Here is a 14,162-nt window from a genome sequence, read left to right as displayed (position 1 = left end):
ATTCAGCAAGGTTGAACCGCCCGGCAATTGAGCCCCGGACGGCGGAGGGATTCAGTCCCGACGATCCGTAATCGGCCCCGCCAAGTCTGGAGAGCCCGGGATCGGCGCTCTCGGAAGGAGAAGTAGGCGGCGTTTTTCGCGCCGCAAGGGGCGCGCGAAATCGTCGCTTGGCCCAATCCGCGCCTTGCCGAGGCCGCGAAGCGCCGTAAGGGTTGAGGATTGTCTCTTTCAGGACCGACCGGAGCCCTCATGCGACCCCTCGTCCTCGCCGCCATCCTGGCGTCCGCCCTCGTCTCGCCCGTTCTGGCGCAGAACCCCCCGCTGGGCGCCCCGCCCGAGCCCGCCCTGCGGCACCGCCAGGGTCTGTCGATGGAGATGCCCGCGATCGCCGAGGACGCGGCGCTTCAGGCCGCCGTCGCCTCGACCGCGCGCCCCGAGGCCGACCGCGCCCGCGACAGCCAGCGCCATCCGTTCGAGACCCTGACCTTCTGGGGCCTGCAGCCCGGCCAGACGGTGGTCGAGATCGAACCCGGCCGTGCGGGCTGGTGGCGCAATATCCTGGAGCCCTATGCGGCGGCGACCGGCGGCCGCTATGTCGCCGTGGGCAAGCCGACCGAGAGCATGGGCGTCGCCGACAGTTCGGCCGACATGGTCGTGGTGGCGCGCGCCTTCCACAACTGGTCGAGCGACGGGCGCACCGATCCCTATCTGGCCGCCTTCTTCAAGGCGCTGAAGCCGGGCGGCGTCCTGGCCGTCGAACAGCACCGCAGCGTCGAGGGGATGAACGTCGCCGACACCGCCTCGACCGGCTACGTCCCCGAAAGCTACGTCATCCACGCCGCCCGCCGCGCCGGCTTCCAGTTGGAGGCGCGCAGCGAACTGAACGCCAATCCCAAGGATGACCGTCACCATCCGTTCGGGGTCTGGACCCTGCCGCCGACGCGCACTTCGCAGAAGGACGGCCGCGTCCTGACGGCCGAGGAGCGCGCCGCCTTCGACGCCGTCGGCGAGAGCGACCGGATGACCCTGCGTTTCCGCAAGCCCGAGACCGCAAACTGATGGGGTTTGCGGTTTTGACCCTCGCGCAGAAGCGCCTTAAGCCCACGGGCATGACCCAATCGGCGGAAGGAGGCGCGCATGTCTGAGCGATCGACGCGACGCGCGGTTTTGGCCGGGGCGTGCATGGCCGCCTTCGCCGGCCTGGCCGCTTGCGGCAAGAAACAAGACAAGGCGGCGGCCCCCGCGCCGACCACGCCGGCGGGACCGTCGGAAGGCTCGCTTGACTGGGCGGTGGCGGGCGACTGGCGTTCGGCGGCCGACAAGGCGCGCGACGCTTGGCGTCATCCCATTGAAACCTTGCGGTTCTTCGGTCTGCAGCCGAAGATGACGGTGGTGGAGTTCTGGCCCGGCAGCGGCTGGTACACCGATATCCTGGCCCCCTATCTGAGCAAGGGCGGCGGCACCTATGTCGCGGCGGGATTCGCCGAGGGGCCAGCCGCCGATCCGGCGCAAACCGCCTTGAACGCGGCGCTCAGGGCGCGGCTGGAAGGCGACAAGAAGCTGTACGGCGAGGTCCAGTTCAGCGCCTTTGGCCCGACGACCGGGCCGGTGGCGCCCGCCGGGACCGTCGATCTGGTCCTGTTCATGCGCTATATCCACGCCTGGATGGCGGCGGGGATCGCCGAGAAGGCCTTTTCCGACGCCTATGCGGCCCTGCGCTCCGGCGGCGTCCTGGGGGTCGAACAGCACCGGCTGCAACCGGACGAGGATCAGGATCCGGCGGCGGCCAACGGCTATGTGCAGGAATCCTTCGTCAAACAACTGGCAGCCGAGGCCGGTTTCGTCTTCGTCGAGGCGTCCGAGATCAACGCCAACCCCAAGGACACCAAGGACCATCCCTTCGGCGTCGAGACTTTGGCACCGCGCCGTCTGACGGCGCCGCTGGGCCAGCCGGCCAATCCCGAGTTCGACCGCACCAAGTACGACGCGATCGGCGAGAGCGATCGCATGACCTTGAAGTTCAGGAAGCCCGAGTGAGCCGCCCCACCGCCTTCGCCGCCCATGCGCCCCTGATGGGGGTTCCCGGCGCCGCCTCCCCTCCCGGCGGAGAGGGCGACTGGTTCCGCGGCGCGGGCGGCCTGCGCCTGCGCGCCGCCCTGTGGACGCCCTCGGCCATGGTGGCCAAGACCCCGCGCGGCACGGTGGTGCTCAGCCCCGGCCGCACCGAGCCGATCGAGAAATATTTCGAGGTCATCGGCAATTTCCTGGCGCGCGGTTTCTGCGTCCTGGCCCACGACTGGCGCGGCCAGGGCCTGTCGGCGCGGTTGTTGCCCGACCGGCTGCGCGGCCACGCCCGGGCGGTCGAGGAGTTTCTCGACGACTACGCCCGCCTGCTGGACGCCTATGAGGCCCGCGCGCCCAAGCCGTGGATCATGGTCGGCCACTCGATGGGGGGCTGCCTGAACCTGCTGTCGCTAGAGGCGGGCGAGAACCGGTTCGCCGGCGCCGTGCTGTCCAGTCCCATGCTGCGCATCAAGACCGGCAAGCGGTCGATGTGGTCGGTCAAGCTGGCGGTGCGCTGGAACCTGCGTCACGGCAAGGCGGGCGACTATGTGCTGGACGACGCCGACGACCCCTTCGACCACACCTTCGAGAAGGACGCCCTGACGTCCGACCGCGCGCGTTACGACATGTGGCGGCAGCAGCTCTACGCCTGCCCCCATCTGGCCATCGGCGGCCCGACCTGGGGGTGGCTGGCCTTCGCTCTCGACGCGGGCGAACGCGTCCTGAAGCCGCGCGCGCTGAAGGCGGTGAAGATCCCCGTCTGCGTGGTTCAGGCCGCCGACGACGACAAGGTCTGGAAACAGACCAACCGCTGGGCGGCGCGGCGTCTGGGCCGGGGCCGGTATGTCGAGGTTTCGGGCGCGCTGCACGAAGTGATCATGGAGGCGGACCCGCTGCGCGGCGTCTTCCTCGACGAGTTCGACGCCCTGGCCGGCTATGTCGCGCCCGCTGAAGGACAGGCCGCGTCGCCCGCGCCGGAGAAGGGCGCGGGCTAACTAGGTCGCGTTCAGAACCGCCAAGGCCTGACCCGTCAGGGCGGCGTCGCCGACCGCCAGGATGCGGCCGTCGCCGTCCGGCGCCTGGCCGGTCCAGCCCGTGACCCGGCCCCCCGCCGCCTCGATCACCGGCAGCAGCGCCGACCAGTCCCAGATCTTCAGCTCGGTTTCGGCCACCAGGTCGATCCGGCCCGCCGCCACCATGGCGTAGGCGTAGCCGTCGCAGCCCAGGCGGGCCAGCCGGGCCGAGGCCCGCAGCCGGGTCCAGGCCTCGCGGTCGGCGCCGACGAAGATGTCGGGATCGGTGGTGGCGACCAGGGCGTCGGCCAGAAGCGGACAGGCGCGGGTCTTCAGCGGGGTGTCGGCGCCATCGCGCAACAGCCGCGCGCCGGAAGGGCCGCCCAGGAAGACCTCGCCCAGGTAGGGCTGGCCGATGGCGCCGATCACGGGGCGCGCCTCGTGACGCAGGGCGATCAGGGTGGTCCACAGTGGCAGGCCGGCGATGAAGGCGCGGGTGCCGTCGATGGGGTCCAGCACCCAGACATGGCCGGCATCGGGCCGGTCCTCGCCGTATTCCTCGCCGATCACGCCGTGGTGCGGATAGCGGGCGGCGATCAGGCGGCGGATGGCGGCCTCGGCGGCGCGGTCGGCCTCGGTGACGGGGTCGAAGGCGCCGGGCCCGGCCTTGTTCTCCTCGGCGTTGTCGCCACGGAAATAGGGCAGGGCCGTGCGCGCGGCCTCATGCGACAGTTCGACGGCGAAGGCTTCCAGCTCGGTCATGGCGGCGGCATACACCGCCCGTCCTGCCGGAGCGAGGGGTCAGGCCGCCTCGTGGTCCGTGTGTAGCGACCGAGCCAGGTCCAGCAGACGGCGGCGCGGCCGTTCGTCCAGCTGATGATAGGCCTGGATCAGATCGAGGGTTTCCTTGCGGGAAAAGCCTTCCACGGCGGTGGCGGCCGCATCCTCATGGTGCTGCAGCGCCTCGGTCAGACCGTCGTAGAAATAGCTGACCTGGGTCTCCAGCGCTTCGGCCAATTCCCACAGGCGGGCGGCGGAGATGCGGTTGGCGCCGCACTCGTATTTCTGAATCTGCTGGAACCGGATGCCGACCTGAACGGCGAGCTGCTGCTGGGTCAGGCCCAGCAGACGGCGGCGGCGGCGCAGGCGGCGGCCTAGATGAAGATCGATGTCGGCGGCCATGACGGCCCCTTTCTCTGTCCTAAGGGCGCTGTGTCGAAACGACACGGCTGGCCTGCTGCGCCGCAAGCGCCGTGCCGGATTCGCTTTTCTGGAGAATGGCGGCGCTTGACGGGCGAGCGGAGGCAACCCCTGGGCGACCGACGCATTAGGGCCAAGGCATCAAGCCGGACTTGAAGGGAGCAAGGACATGAGCGGCTTTGGTTGGATCGCCTGGATCATCATCGGCATCGTGGCCGGGTGGCTGGCGGAAAAGATCATGAAGCGGGACCACGGCCTGCTGACCAATCTGGTGGTCGGCGTCGTCGGCGCGTTGGTCGGCGGGTTCCTGGCCAATAATCTCCTGGGCGTGGATGCGGCCGGCAACTGGATCGTCGGCATCATCGTCGCCACGATCGGCGCGGTGGTCTTGCTGTTCCTGCTGGGGCTGGTCAAGAGGCGGGCCTGAACGGCGCGGATACACGCCCAGAAGCGACCCAGAAGCGACCCAGAAGCGACAAAGGGGCGGCCCGACGGCCGCCCCTTTTTCATACCCGGCCGAAGATCAGGCGGCCGGCGCAGCGACCGCCGGCGGCTCGTCCGGGGTGGGCGTGGAATCAGGCTCCGTGGGCAGGGTCGGCGGGGTGGCGTCGGGGGCCGCCTCGGTCGGGGCCTCGCTGCTGATGGGCGCAGCGGCCTGGAAGTCGGACAGGGTGGCGTCGACGACGATTTCGGCGCCGTCCTGGCGGATGCCGGCCAGCCCGACAGGGCGGACCGCGCCATCGGCCCCGCGCACCGTCAGTTCCTGGCCCGAGGCGCCGTTCTGCACGCCGACCAGCTTGCCGAGTTCCGCGCCGTCGGCGCTCCGGACCACGGCGCCCGGCGTCAGGGTCAGGCTTTGGGGTTGAGCCGCAGCGGCCTCTGTGGGGGCCGGTTCGGGCGTCTGCAGCATCGTCGCGCCCTGAGCGAGCACGGGCGCGGCGAACAGGAGGGCGCCGGCGATGCCGGTCAGCAGGGCGGTCTTGCGGATCATGAGGTCACTCCGATTGAGCGAGTCTGGCGCTCGCGAAAAGGTGAACCCGCTGGGTTTCGGATTGTTTCAGCGGCCTAGAAATGACCTTTTCAGCGCCGCAAACGACCGATTCCTGCTCTATGGTGCAAGCTTAAGGGGGACGGATGACAGCCAAGGCGAGACACGGCGGAGCGGGACGCATTCTGCGGCGACTTGGCGGGCTGGCCTATGAGCTGACGCCGCAGGTCTTCGCCGTGGCCTCGTTCTGCGCCGGCGCCCTGATGCTGGCTTCGGCGGTGACGCCGGCCTTCAGCGACCGGCTGCGGGCGCTGGACCGGTTCGCGCCGCCCCTGCTGATCGACCTGTCGCATTTCGCCGCCAGCGTGGCGGGCTTTCTGCTGCTGCTTCTGTCGGCGGGCCTGTGGCGGCGTCGACGGGGAGCCTATTATGCGGCCATGCTGGCCCTGATCGTCGGCGCGGTCTTTTCCCTGCTCAAGGGACTGGAGTTCGAGGAGGCGGCGCAGCTGACGGCCATCGCCTTCCTGCTGGCGCCGTGCCGGGCGGCGTTCAACCGCCGCTCGCGGCTAGGAGAGCCGCTGACCCCGGGCTGGCTGCTGCTGCTGATCGCGGCGGTGGGGGCGATCCTGTGGCTCGGCTTCTTCGCCTATCGCGACGTGGCCTATACCGACGAACTGTGGTGGAGCTTCCTGATCGATCGTCAGGCCTCGGGCTTCCTGCGCGCCGGGGCGGTGATGGCGATCCTGACCCTGGCGGTGGCGATCCGCTCCCTGCTGACCGAGCCGGGGGCCGGCAGCCATGGACCGGCCGGTTCGGCCGATCTGGCCCGCGCCCGCATCGCCCTGGCCGAGGCCGACAGCGCCGCGCCGGAGGGCTGGCTGGCGACTCTAGGCGACAAGGCCCTGTTGTTCAGCCCGTCAGGCCGCAGCTTCATCGCCTATCGGGTCCGCGGCCGCCGCTGGATCGCCATGGGCGAGCCCGTCGGCCAGCGCGTCGAACGGCAGGAACTGCTGTGGGCCTTCGCCACCATGGCCGACCGCTACGGCGGGGCGGCTGTCTTCTATTCCATCGGCGAAGGGTTGCTGGCCGAACTGGCGACCATGGGGCTGGCGGTCAGAAAGGTCGGCGAGGCGGCGGTGATCGACGTCGCGGCCTTCTCGCTCGAAGGCAAGGCCAAGCAGAACCTGCGCACCGCCGTGAACCGGGCCGAACGCGAGGGGGCGTCGTTCGAGGTCCTGCCGCCGGGTTCGGCCAGCGGACTGGCGGCGGAGCTGCGCGCCGTGTCGGAGGCCTGGATGAAGATCCATAACAGCGAGGAGAAGGCGTTTTCCCTGGGCCGGTTCGATCCCGACTATCTGGACCTGACTCCTCTAGCCGTGGTGCGCGAGGGCGGGCGCATCGTCGCCTTCGCCAACCTGCTGCCGGGCGCGGGGCGGGGCGAGGTGGCCATCGACCTGATGCGCTATCGGCCGGACGCGCCGACGGGGGCGATGGACTATCTGTTCGTGCGCGCCATCCAGTGGGCGGGCGCCGAGGGCTATGAGGGTTTCGATCTGGGCATGGCCCCGCTGTCGGGGCTGGAGGATCGTCGGATCGCCCCCGTCTTCGCCCGCGTCGGCGCCCTGGTGTTCGAGGAGGGCGGCGCGCTTTACGGCTTCGCCGGCCTGCGCGCCTACAAGGCAAAATTCGCCCCCGAGTGGCGGGCGAAATTCATCGCCGCGCCCGCGTCGACGCCCCTGGCCATGGCCTTGCTGGACGTCGCCCTGCTGACCAGCGGCGGCTGGCTGGGGATGTTGGGCTTCAGGAAGTAGGCCCCTTCCATCGTCATCCCGGACGACCTGAAAGGTCGATCCGGGACCACAGGAAGCGCGGACCGTCGTGTGTGGGGCGGTCCCGGCTCTCCGCTGCGCTTCGGCCGGGATGACGATGAAGGGGAGCGGGCCTCAAGCAGACTTCGGTAGGCACCAACAAAACCGGCCTCAAGCAGACCGTAAGGTCGGTAGGCCCCAACCAGCCGGCCTCAAGTAGCCCGAAGGGCGGTAGGCCCTCAGGGAAAGATCCCAAAAAGAAAGGCGACCCTTGCGGATCGCCTTCTTCATTTCGTCTGTCGTCAGCCTCAGTCGGGGCGGGCGCGCTTCTTGCGGAACGAGGGGTTCAGAATCTGCTTGCGCAGACGGATCGACTTGGGCGTGACCTCGACCAGCTCGTCGTCGCCGATATAGGCGATGGCCTGTTCCAGCGACATCTGGCGCGGCGGGGTCAGGCGAACGGCTTCGTCCTTGCCCGAGGCGCGGACGTTGGTCAGTTGCTTGCCCTTGATCGGGTTGACGTCCAGGTCGTCCCAGCGTGCGTTCTCGCCGATGATCATGCCTTCGTAGGTCTTCTCGCCAGCGCCGACGAACATGATGCCGCGGTCTTCCAGGTTCCACAGGGCGAAGGCCGCCGTGTCGCCGTCCGAGTTAGAAATCAGCACGCCCCGCAGACGGCCAGCGATCTCACCCTTATAGGCTTCGTAGTGGCTGAAGACGCGGTTCAGCACGCCCGAGCCGCGCGTATCGGTCAGGAACTCGCCCTGATAGCCGATCAGCGAGCGCGACGGGCACTTCAGGCTGATGCGGGTCTTGCCGGCGCCTGACGGACCCATGTCGGTCATTTCAGCCTTACGGGCCGACAGCTTCTCGATGACGATACCCGAGAACTCGTCGTCGACGTCGATCATGACGTCTTCGATGGGCTCCATCTTCTCGCCGTTCTCGCCGGTCTGGAAGACCACGCGGGGACGGGAGATCGAGACCTCGAAGCCTTCACGGCGCATGTTTTCGATCAGAACGCCCAGTTGCAGTTCGCCACGGCCAGCCACTTCATAGGCGTCGCCGCCCTCGGTGGTGGTGACGCGGATGGCGACGTTGGCTTCGGCTTCCTTCAGCAGGCGGTCACGGATGACGCGCGACTGGACCTTGTCGCCTTCGCGGCCGGCCAGCGGGCTGTCGTTGACCGAGACGGTCATGGAGATGGTCGGCGGGTCGATCGGCTGAGCCGGCAGGGCGTCGGTGACTTCCATGGCGCACAGGGTGTCGGCCACGGTGGCCTTGGACATGCCGGCGATGGCGACGATGTCGCCGGCTTCCGAACCTTCGTCTAGGGCCTGACGCTTCAGGCCGCGGAAGGCCAGGACCTTGGTGATGCGGCCGCGTTCGATTTCCTTGCCATCACGGTCCAGGGCATGGATGGCCATGCCGGGGATAGCCTTGCCGCTCTGGATACGGCCGGTCAGCAGGCGGCCCAGGAAGGGGTCGCTTTCGATCAGGACGTTCAGCATCTGGAAGGGCTTGTCGCGGTTTTCTTGAACCTTGGGCGCCGGGACGTGCTCGACGATCAGGTCGAACAGCGGGGCAAGGTTATCGCTAGGGACGTTGAGGTCCAGCGTGGCCCAACCCGAACGGCCCGAGGCGTAGATGTGCGGGAAGTCCAGTTGCTCGTCCGTCGCGCCGATGGCGGCGAACAGGTCGAAGGCTTCGTTGTGGACGCGGTCCGGATCGGCGTGGGCGCGGTCAACCTTGTTGATGCAGAGGATGGGCTTCAGGCCCATCTTCAGAGCCTTGGTCAGAACGAACTTGGTCTGCGGCATGACGCCCTCTTCGGCGTCGATCAGGATGACGCAGCCGTCCACCATGCCCAGGATGCGCTCGACTTCACCGCCGAAGTCGGCGTGGCCGGGGGTGTCGATGATGTTGATGCGGGTTTCGCCAGCCTTGCCGTTCCAGAGCACCGAGGTGCACTTGGCCAGGATGGTGATGCCGCGCTCTTTTTCCTGGTCGCCCGAGTCCATGGCGCGCTCAGTGGTCGCCTCGTTGGCTCGGAAGACGCCGGACTGAGCCAGCAGGGCGTCAACCATGGTGGTCTTGCCGTGGTCAACGTGGGCGATGATAGCGACGTTACGAAGGTTCATTTCGGGCTCGGGCGGACTGTGTTCGGCCGCGGAAACTCCGGGCCGCTGCAAGATGCGGTATCAGGAAGGAAGCGGCGCCTCTTACAGCCCTCTGACTCGAAAGGCCAGCGTGGCGGTTCGATTGTGCGTCAGGCCGGCAAAATCAGCACGATCGTCGTCAACGCCAGGGCGCCGATCAGTAGGGCCGAAAGTGCGGCGACAGCGGCCACGCGCGGCCCGGCGCGAACCACGGCGCGCGGATCCACCATCAGCCCCAGCCCCGCCATGGCGATCAGGGTCATGGCGGTTACCCCGGTCTGGAGCGAGGGCAGGACGACTTCCGGGATCAGGCCCGCCGAGCGCAGTCCCATCAGAATCAGGAAGACGATGATGAACCAGGGGGCCATGTGGTGCAGCTTGGGACCCTTGGCGCCCTCGACCTTGCCCGAGCGCATCAGGCCCAGCACCAGGCAGACCGGGCCCAGCATCAGGACGCGGACCAGCTTGACGATCGCGCCGGTCTGGACAGCCAGCAGCCCGGCGGGGGCGGCGGCGGCCAGAACCTGGGGCACGGCATAGACGGTCAGACCGGCCAGAACGCCGACCTTGACGGGGTCGAAGCCCATCAGGGCACCGACGACGGGGACCAGAAGGACCACCAGAATGCCCAGGACGGCGGTGAAGCCGATGGCGGCGGCCACGTCCTGGCCTTCCGCCTCGATGACCGGGGCGACGGCGGCGATGGCGGAGTTGCCGCAGATGGCGTTGCCGCAGGCGACCAGCAGGGCCATGGCGGGCGGCAGGCCGAAGGCCCGGCCCAGGGCGTAGCCGCCGACGATGGCCAGGGCGACCACGCCGACGATGGCCAGCAGCAGGACCGGCCCCAGGGCAACGACGGCGGCGCCGGAAACGGTGGCGCCCAGCAGGGCGACGGCCACCTCCAGCAAGGTCTTGGCGCTGAAGCGCACCCCGGGCGTCCAGACCTCGGACGGGGTCCAGACCAAGCGCAGGCCCGCCCCCGTCAGGATGGCCAGCACCAGGCCTTCGATCCACGGATGGCCGAACAGCCGCGTCTCGATCATCTGCAGGCCGAAGGCCGCGGTGCCGATTCCGGCGCTCAAAAGCACGCCCGGCAGCAGGCGCATCGGGCCGGTCAGGGAGCGGCGGGCGTGGACGGGGTGGAGGGCGGTCGTCATGACGCCGCATCCTCTGCTCCGACATCTGATCGATCCAATGGATAGTTCTGGATTTAACGATCGATAAAGACGATTGATGGGTCATGACGCTGGAACAGCTCCGCATCTTCGTCGCCGTGGCCGAGCGTCTGCATATGACGCGGGCGGCCGAGGCGCTGAACCTGACCCAGTCGGCGGTCAGCGCGGCCGTGGCGGCGCTGGAGGCGCGGCACGGGACGCGGTTGTTCGACCGGGTCGGCCGGGGTCTGGCGCTGAACGCTGCGGGCGCGGCCTTCCTGCCCGAGGCCCGGGCGGTGCTGGCTCAGGCCGAGGCGGCGGGGCGGGTGCTGGACGATCTTGCGGGGCTGAAGCGCGGCTCGGTGCGGCTGTTCGCCAGCCAGACCATCGCCGCCTACTGGCTGCCGCCCCGCATGGCGGCCTTTGCCCGGGCCCACCCGGAGATCGACCTGCATCTGACCATCGGCAACACCCATCGGGTGGTCGAGGCGGTGCTGGCGGGCGAGGCCGAACTGGGCCTGATCGAGGGGGCGTTCGAGGCTGCAAGGGTCGAAAAGGCGCGGATCGACGCCGACCGGCTGGTGGTCGTGGCGGCGCCGGGGCATCCGCTGGCGGGGCGGGGCGAGCCCCTGTCGGCGTCCGATCTGCGCGGGCTGGACTGGGTCTTGCGCGAAGAGGGGTCTGGCACGCGTAGCGAGTTCGAGGCGGCCCTGCCGCGCGGCGTCGCGGCGTCGGAGCTGCGGACGGTTCTGACCCTGCCGTCGAACGAGGCGATCCTGGCGGCGGTGGCGGCCAGTGATCTGGTCACGGCGATCTCGGAACTGGCCGCCCAGCCCCTGATCGAGGCGGGGCGGCTGGTTCGTCTGCCGCTCGATCTGCCCGAGCGGCCGTTTCATCTGCTGCGCCACCGCGAACGGCGGCCCAGCCGGGCGGCGGAGGCCTTCGCCTCCGCGCTTTAGCTAGAGCTGGGTCAGACCTTGGCCGAGCGGCTGCGGATCCAGGCGTAGAGGGCGAAGGTCAGGCCAGCGAAGGCGACGACGCCCGCCAGCATGGCCGGCCACATGGTCTCCTTGGGCAGAAGGGCGAAGGGGGCTTCGTTCCGGGTGCTGACGATGACGGCGGCGGTGAAGACGCCGAACAGGCTTTCACCGACGATCAGGCCCGAAGCCAGAAGCACGCCCATGCGACGGCCGACCTCATTGAAGCGGGTCGTGGCGATCCACTTCTCATAGATCCAGCCGCAGACCGCGCCGATGACCAGCATGGTGGTGACGGCGGCCGGCAGATAGACGCCGATGCCGGCGGCCAGCGGCGGCAGCTTGATCTTGCCCTTGGTCGAGCGTTGCAGGACCACGTCGAGGATGATGACCAGGACGCCGACGGCGGCGCCGATGCCGATCAGGTCCCAGCGCAGGTCGCCGCTGATGACGCCCTTGGCCAGGGCCGAGATCAGGGTGGCTTGCGGCGCGGCCAGGGTCTGCGTGCCCTCGACGATGGCGGGCGGGCCGCCCTCGAAGCCGAAGGCCTGGTTCATCATGTCCAGGACGAAGGGGATGACCAGGGCGCCGGCGACGACGCCGACCAGCAGGGCCGTCTGCTGACGCCAGGGCGTGGCCTCGACCAGTTGGCCGGTCTTCAGGTCCTGCAGGTTGTCGTTGGAAATGACGGCGACGGCGAAGACGATGGAGGTGACGATCAGGGCGAAGGCGATGATCGACGGATCGGCAGGCACGTTGGCGATGGCCATGACGCCCAGCATCAGCAGCGAGGCGATGACGATGGCCAGGATGCCGACGCCCGACACCGGGCTGTTGGACGAGCCGATCAGGCCGGCCATGTAGCCGCAGATGGCGGCCACGGCGAAGCCGATGACCACGACGTAAATCAGCCCGCCGATGACCAGGATGGGGGCCGAGGCCGCCAGCGTCGTGCCCTGCGTGAACAGGGCCAGCAGGACGGCGATGCCGACCAGGGCGGCGACCGAGAGCAGGCCGACCAGCTTGATCGGGATGTCCTGTTCGGTGCGGTCCAGAACCTCGCCGTGGGCGCGTTTTTCCTGTGCGGCCAGGGCCGAAGCCAGGCCGGCGACCAGGGGCTTGGCGAGTTTGAACAGGGTCCACAGGGCGGCGACGCCGATGACGCCGGCGCCGATGAAGCGGACTTCCTTGGCCCAGACCGTCATGGCCAGTTCTTCGGCCGGGGCGCCCGCCGGGACGGAGGCGGCGATGGAGGGCACGCCGTGGGCGGCCAGCCAGGCCACGGTGTCGGGCGAGGTCAGGATGGGCACGAAGATCAGCCAGGCCAGAACCAGACCGAACAACTGGGTCAGGCCGACGGCCAGACCGATCAGGTGACCGGCGCCCAGCAGGGCGAACTGCATGGAGAAGCCGACGCCGGTGGCGCCGCCGCCGAGCGCGGCGGGGAGGCGCAGGAAGGCGACGGTCTCGGCGGCGAAGACGCGGGCCGAGGCCAGGAAGGCGAAGAAGGCCGAGGCGACGGCGCTGCCGACCACGACGACCAGGCCCGAACGGTTCTCGCGCACGGCGCTTGCGGACTCATCCGCGCCGGGCGACCCGACCTTCAGCACCTCGGCGGCGGCGACGCCCTCGGGGTAGGGCAGGTCGGCCTGCACCACCAGGGTCCGGCGCAGCGGGATGGAGAAGGTCACCCCCAGGACGCCGCCGAGGATGCAGATCATCACCGACTCCCAGAAGGGGAAGTTCATCCACCAGCCGATCATGACCAGACCGGGCAGGACGAAGATGATCGAGCTCATGGCGCCGCCGACCGAGGCGACGGTCTGAACCGTCATGTTCTCCCAGATGGTCGACCCCTTGAAGGCCCGCAGCAGGGCCATCGAAATGACCGCCGCCGGAATGGCCGAAGCGAAGGTCAGGCCGACTTTCAGGCCCAGATAGGTGTTGGCCGCCGTAAACACCGCCGCCAGCAGGCAGCCCAGGATCAGGGCGCGGATGGTCAATTCGATGCGTTTGCCGATCCCGGCGGGTTTGTCTGTCATGCGGGTTCTTTCCGTTGTCGCCGGAGGTAATCCCGAAAGCGGCGCCGTGACAACGCCCTTCCCTTCTCCCCTTGCGGGAGAAGGTGGCCGAGCGGAGCGAGGTCGGATGAGGGGTGGCGCTGAGGACTGACTATTCGTTGTCGGCCAATGTCGCGAGACCCCTCATCCGTCAGGCTTCGCCTGCCACCCGTCGTCGGCTCGCATGCGAGCCTCCTCCACCCGCAAGGGGAGAAGGAACACAGACGCCCGCCTCGCGTGAACGCGGGCGGCGGAGGGCTGGGCGGGGCGCCGGGCCTTCGCCCGGAGAGGATGTAGTTTTACCGTTTCGACGAAGACCGACGCCCCGCGCGAAGAGTTGGACATGAGCTCGGGGCAGGCGCCGCTGTTTGCGGCTACCCCCGGCGCCCATGACGGGCAGGCCGCGCGACGACGCGGTCCTGGAACGGTCTGAGTAACCCCCTCGACCCTGACCGGAGCCTCTACGATGGACGGGTCGAACGCCCCGTCGCTAGGCCCCAGCGGCGTCTTGATTGAGGTGTGGTCTATCGCCCTTCGGGCTACTTGAGACCACAAGAGCAACGCGTGTTCGCGAGCCGCTCCCTTCACCTCTGAACCGCCCGCCTGATCCATCGCCGCCTTCCGCTGGGTGCTCCCTTGCCCGGTGCGCGCGACGAGAGGCTGACGGTCCGACAAGACCCCCGTTCTCTCCGCTCCCGCCGCCGCTTCGGTTCGCCGGCCAAGCGAGCCCTCCCTTGCG

General features: G+C 69.0%; 12 protein-coding genes. 6 read left to right on the top strand and 6 right to left on the bottom strand.

Annotation, left to right across the window (positions count from 1 at the left end; all coding sequences use genetic code 11):
- The first annotated feature begins 249 nt into the window (after positions 1-249).
- The 3 genes from AC1DJ5_RS12855 (at position 250) to AC1DJ5_RS12845 (ending at position 3,059) form a co-directional block, all read left to right on the top strand.
- Positions 250-1,059 carry a class I SAM-dependent methyltransferase gene (locus AC1DJ5_RS12855; RefSeq protein ID WP_477020866.1) on the top strand — a complete coding sequence of 270 codons (810 nt, stop codon included), beginning with the start codon at positions 250-252 and terminating at the stop codon, positions 1,057-1,059.
- 78 nt (positions 1,060-1,137) lie between these two features.
- Positions 1,138-2,037 carry a class I SAM-dependent methyltransferase gene (locus tag AC1DJ5_RS12850; RefSeq protein ID WP_477020865.1) on the top strand — a complete coding sequence of 300 codons (900 nt, stop codon included), beginning with the start codon at positions 1,138-1,140 and terminating at the stop codon, positions 2,035-2,037.
- Positions 2,034-3,059: an alpha/beta fold hydrolase gene (locus AC1DJ5_RS12845; RefSeq protein WP_477020864.1), complete on the top strand. Its 1,026-nt coding sequence runs from the start codon at positions 2,034-2,036 to the stop codon at positions 3,057-3,059. Before AC1DJ5_RS12850 ends, AC1DJ5_RS12845 begins: the two co-directional genes overlap by 4 nt.
- On the opposite strand, the gene hisN is transcribed toward AC1DJ5_RS12845, so the two are convergent.
- Positions 3,060-3,839 carry a histidinol-phosphatase gene (hisN, locus tag AC1DJ5_RS12840; protein ID WP_477020863.1) on the bottom strand — a complete coding sequence of 260 codons (780 nt, stop codon included), beginning with the start codon at positions 3,837-3,839 and terminating at the stop codon, positions 3,060-3,062. It lies immediately after the preceding gene.
- Between the two features lie 39 nt (positions 3,840-3,878).
- Entirely contained in the window at positions 3,879-4,259 is a 381-nt protein-coding gene (locus tag AC1DJ5_RS12835) for a helix-turn-helix domain-containing protein (protein ID WP_441456383.1), read from the bottom strand.
- A gap of 187 nt (positions 4,260-4,446) precedes the next feature.
- On the opposite strand from AC1DJ5_RS12835, the gene AC1DJ5_RS12830 reads away from it, so the two are divergent.
- On the top strand, positions 4,447-4,704 hold the full coding sequence (locus AC1DJ5_RS12830; protein WP_441456384.1) for a GlsB/YeaQ/YmgE family stress response membrane protein: 258 nt from the start codon (positions 4,447-4,449) through the stop codon (positions 4,702-4,704).
- A gap of 96 nt (positions 4,705-4,800) precedes the next feature.
- On the opposite strand, the gene AC1DJ5_RS12825 is transcribed toward AC1DJ5_RS12830, so the two are convergent.
- Positions 4,801-5,268: a superoxide dismutase gene (locus AC1DJ5_RS12825; RefSeq protein ID WP_477020862.1), complete on the bottom strand. Its 468-nt coding sequence runs from the start codon at positions 5,266-5,268 to the stop codon at positions 4,801-4,803.
- A gap of 143 nt (positions 5,269-5,411) precedes the next feature.
- On the opposite strand from AC1DJ5_RS12825, the gene AC1DJ5_RS12820 reads away from it, so the two are divergent.
- Entirely contained in the window at positions 5,412-7,076 is a 1,665-nt protein-coding gene (locus AC1DJ5_RS12820; RefSeq protein WP_477020861.1) for a phosphatidylglycerol lysyltransferase domain-containing protein, read from the top strand.
- A 305-nt stretch (positions 7,077-7,381) separates the two neighbouring features.
- On the opposite strand, the gene typA is transcribed toward AC1DJ5_RS12820, so the two are convergent.
- Together typA and AC1DJ5_RS12810 are read right to left on the bottom strand one after the other, a co-directional pair.
- Entirely contained in the window at positions 7,382-9,214 is a 1,833-nt protein-coding gene (gene typA, locus AC1DJ5_RS12815; RefSeq protein ID WP_441456387.1) for a translational GTPase TypA, read from the bottom strand.
- A 128-nt stretch (positions 9,215-9,342) separates the two neighbouring features.
- Complete coding sequence (locus tag AC1DJ5_RS12810) at positions 9,343-10,389, bottom strand: YeiH family protein (protein ID WP_477020860.1); 1,047 nt, start codon at positions 10,387-10,389, stop codon at positions 9,343-9,345.
- An 83-nt stretch (positions 10,390-10,472) separates the two neighbouring features.
- On the opposite strand from AC1DJ5_RS12810, the gene AC1DJ5_RS12805 reads away from it, so the two are divergent.
- Positions 10,473-11,345 carry a LysR family transcriptional regulator gene (locus tag AC1DJ5_RS12805; protein WP_477020859.1) on the top strand — a complete coding sequence of 291 codons (873 nt, stop codon included), beginning with the start codon at positions 10,473-10,475 and terminating at the stop codon, positions 11,343-11,345.
- A gap of 11 nt (positions 11,346-11,356) precedes the next feature.
- Here the strand turns inward: AC1DJ5_RS12805 and AC1DJ5_RS12800 are convergent, their stop codons facing one another.
- Entirely contained in the window at positions 11,357-13,405 is a 2,049-nt protein-coding gene (locus tag AC1DJ5_RS12800; protein WP_477020858.1) for an OPT family oligopeptide transporter, read from the bottom strand.
- Positions 13,406-14,162: the final 757 nt, after the last annotated feature.

This window comes from Brevundimonas sp. 01N35, from assembly GCF_056399785.1.
The sequence above is the reverse complement of the archived record's forward strand: the minus strand, read 5'-3'. Positions and strand labels throughout refer to the sequence as shown.

Bases quoted from the DNA above. Each gene is read 5' to 3' on its own strand.
- AC1DJ5_RS12855 (WP_477020866.1), top strand. From the start codon at position 250: ATGCGACCCCTCGTCCTCGCCGCCATCCTGGCGTCCGCCCTCGTCTCG.
- AC1DJ5_RS12850 (WP_477020865.1), top strand. From the start codon at position 1,138: ATGTCTGAGCGATCGACGCGACGCGCGGTTTTGGCCGGGGCGTGCATG.
- hisN (WP_477020863.1), bottom strand. From the start codon at position 3,839: ATGACCGAGCTGGAAGCCTTCGCCGTCGAACTGTCGCATGAGGCCGCG.
- AC1DJ5_RS12835 (WP_441456383.1), bottom strand. From the start codon at position 4,259: ATGGCCGCCGACATCGATCTTCATCTAGGCCGCCGCCTGCGCCGCCGC.
- AC1DJ5_RS12830 (WP_441456384.1), top strand. From the start codon at position 4,447: ATGAGCGGCTTTGGTTGGATCGCCTGGATCATCATCGGCATCGTGGCC.
- AC1DJ5_RS12825 (WP_477020862.1), bottom strand. From the start codon at position 5,268: ATGATCCGCAAGACCGCCCTGCTGACCGGCATCGCCGGCGCCCTCCTG.
- AC1DJ5_RS12820 (WP_477020861.1), top strand. From the start codon at position 5,412: ATGACAGCCAAGGCGAGACACGGCGGAGCGGGACGCATTCTGCGGCGA.
- typA (WP_441456387.1), bottom strand. From the start codon at position 9,214: ATGAACCTTCGTAACGTCGCTATCATCGCCCACGTTGACCACGGCAAG.
- AC1DJ5_RS12810 (WP_477020860.1), bottom strand. From the start codon at position 10,389: ATGACGACCGCCCTCCACCCCGTCCACGCCCGCCGCTCCCTGACCGGC.
- AC1DJ5_RS12805 (WP_477020859.1), top strand. From the start codon at position 10,473: ATGACGCTGGAACAGCTCCGCATCTTCGTCGCCGTGGCCGAGCGTCTG.
- AC1DJ5_RS12800 (WP_477020858.1), bottom strand. From the start codon at position 13,405: ATGACAGACAAACCCGCCGGGATCGGCAAACGCATCGAATTGACCATC.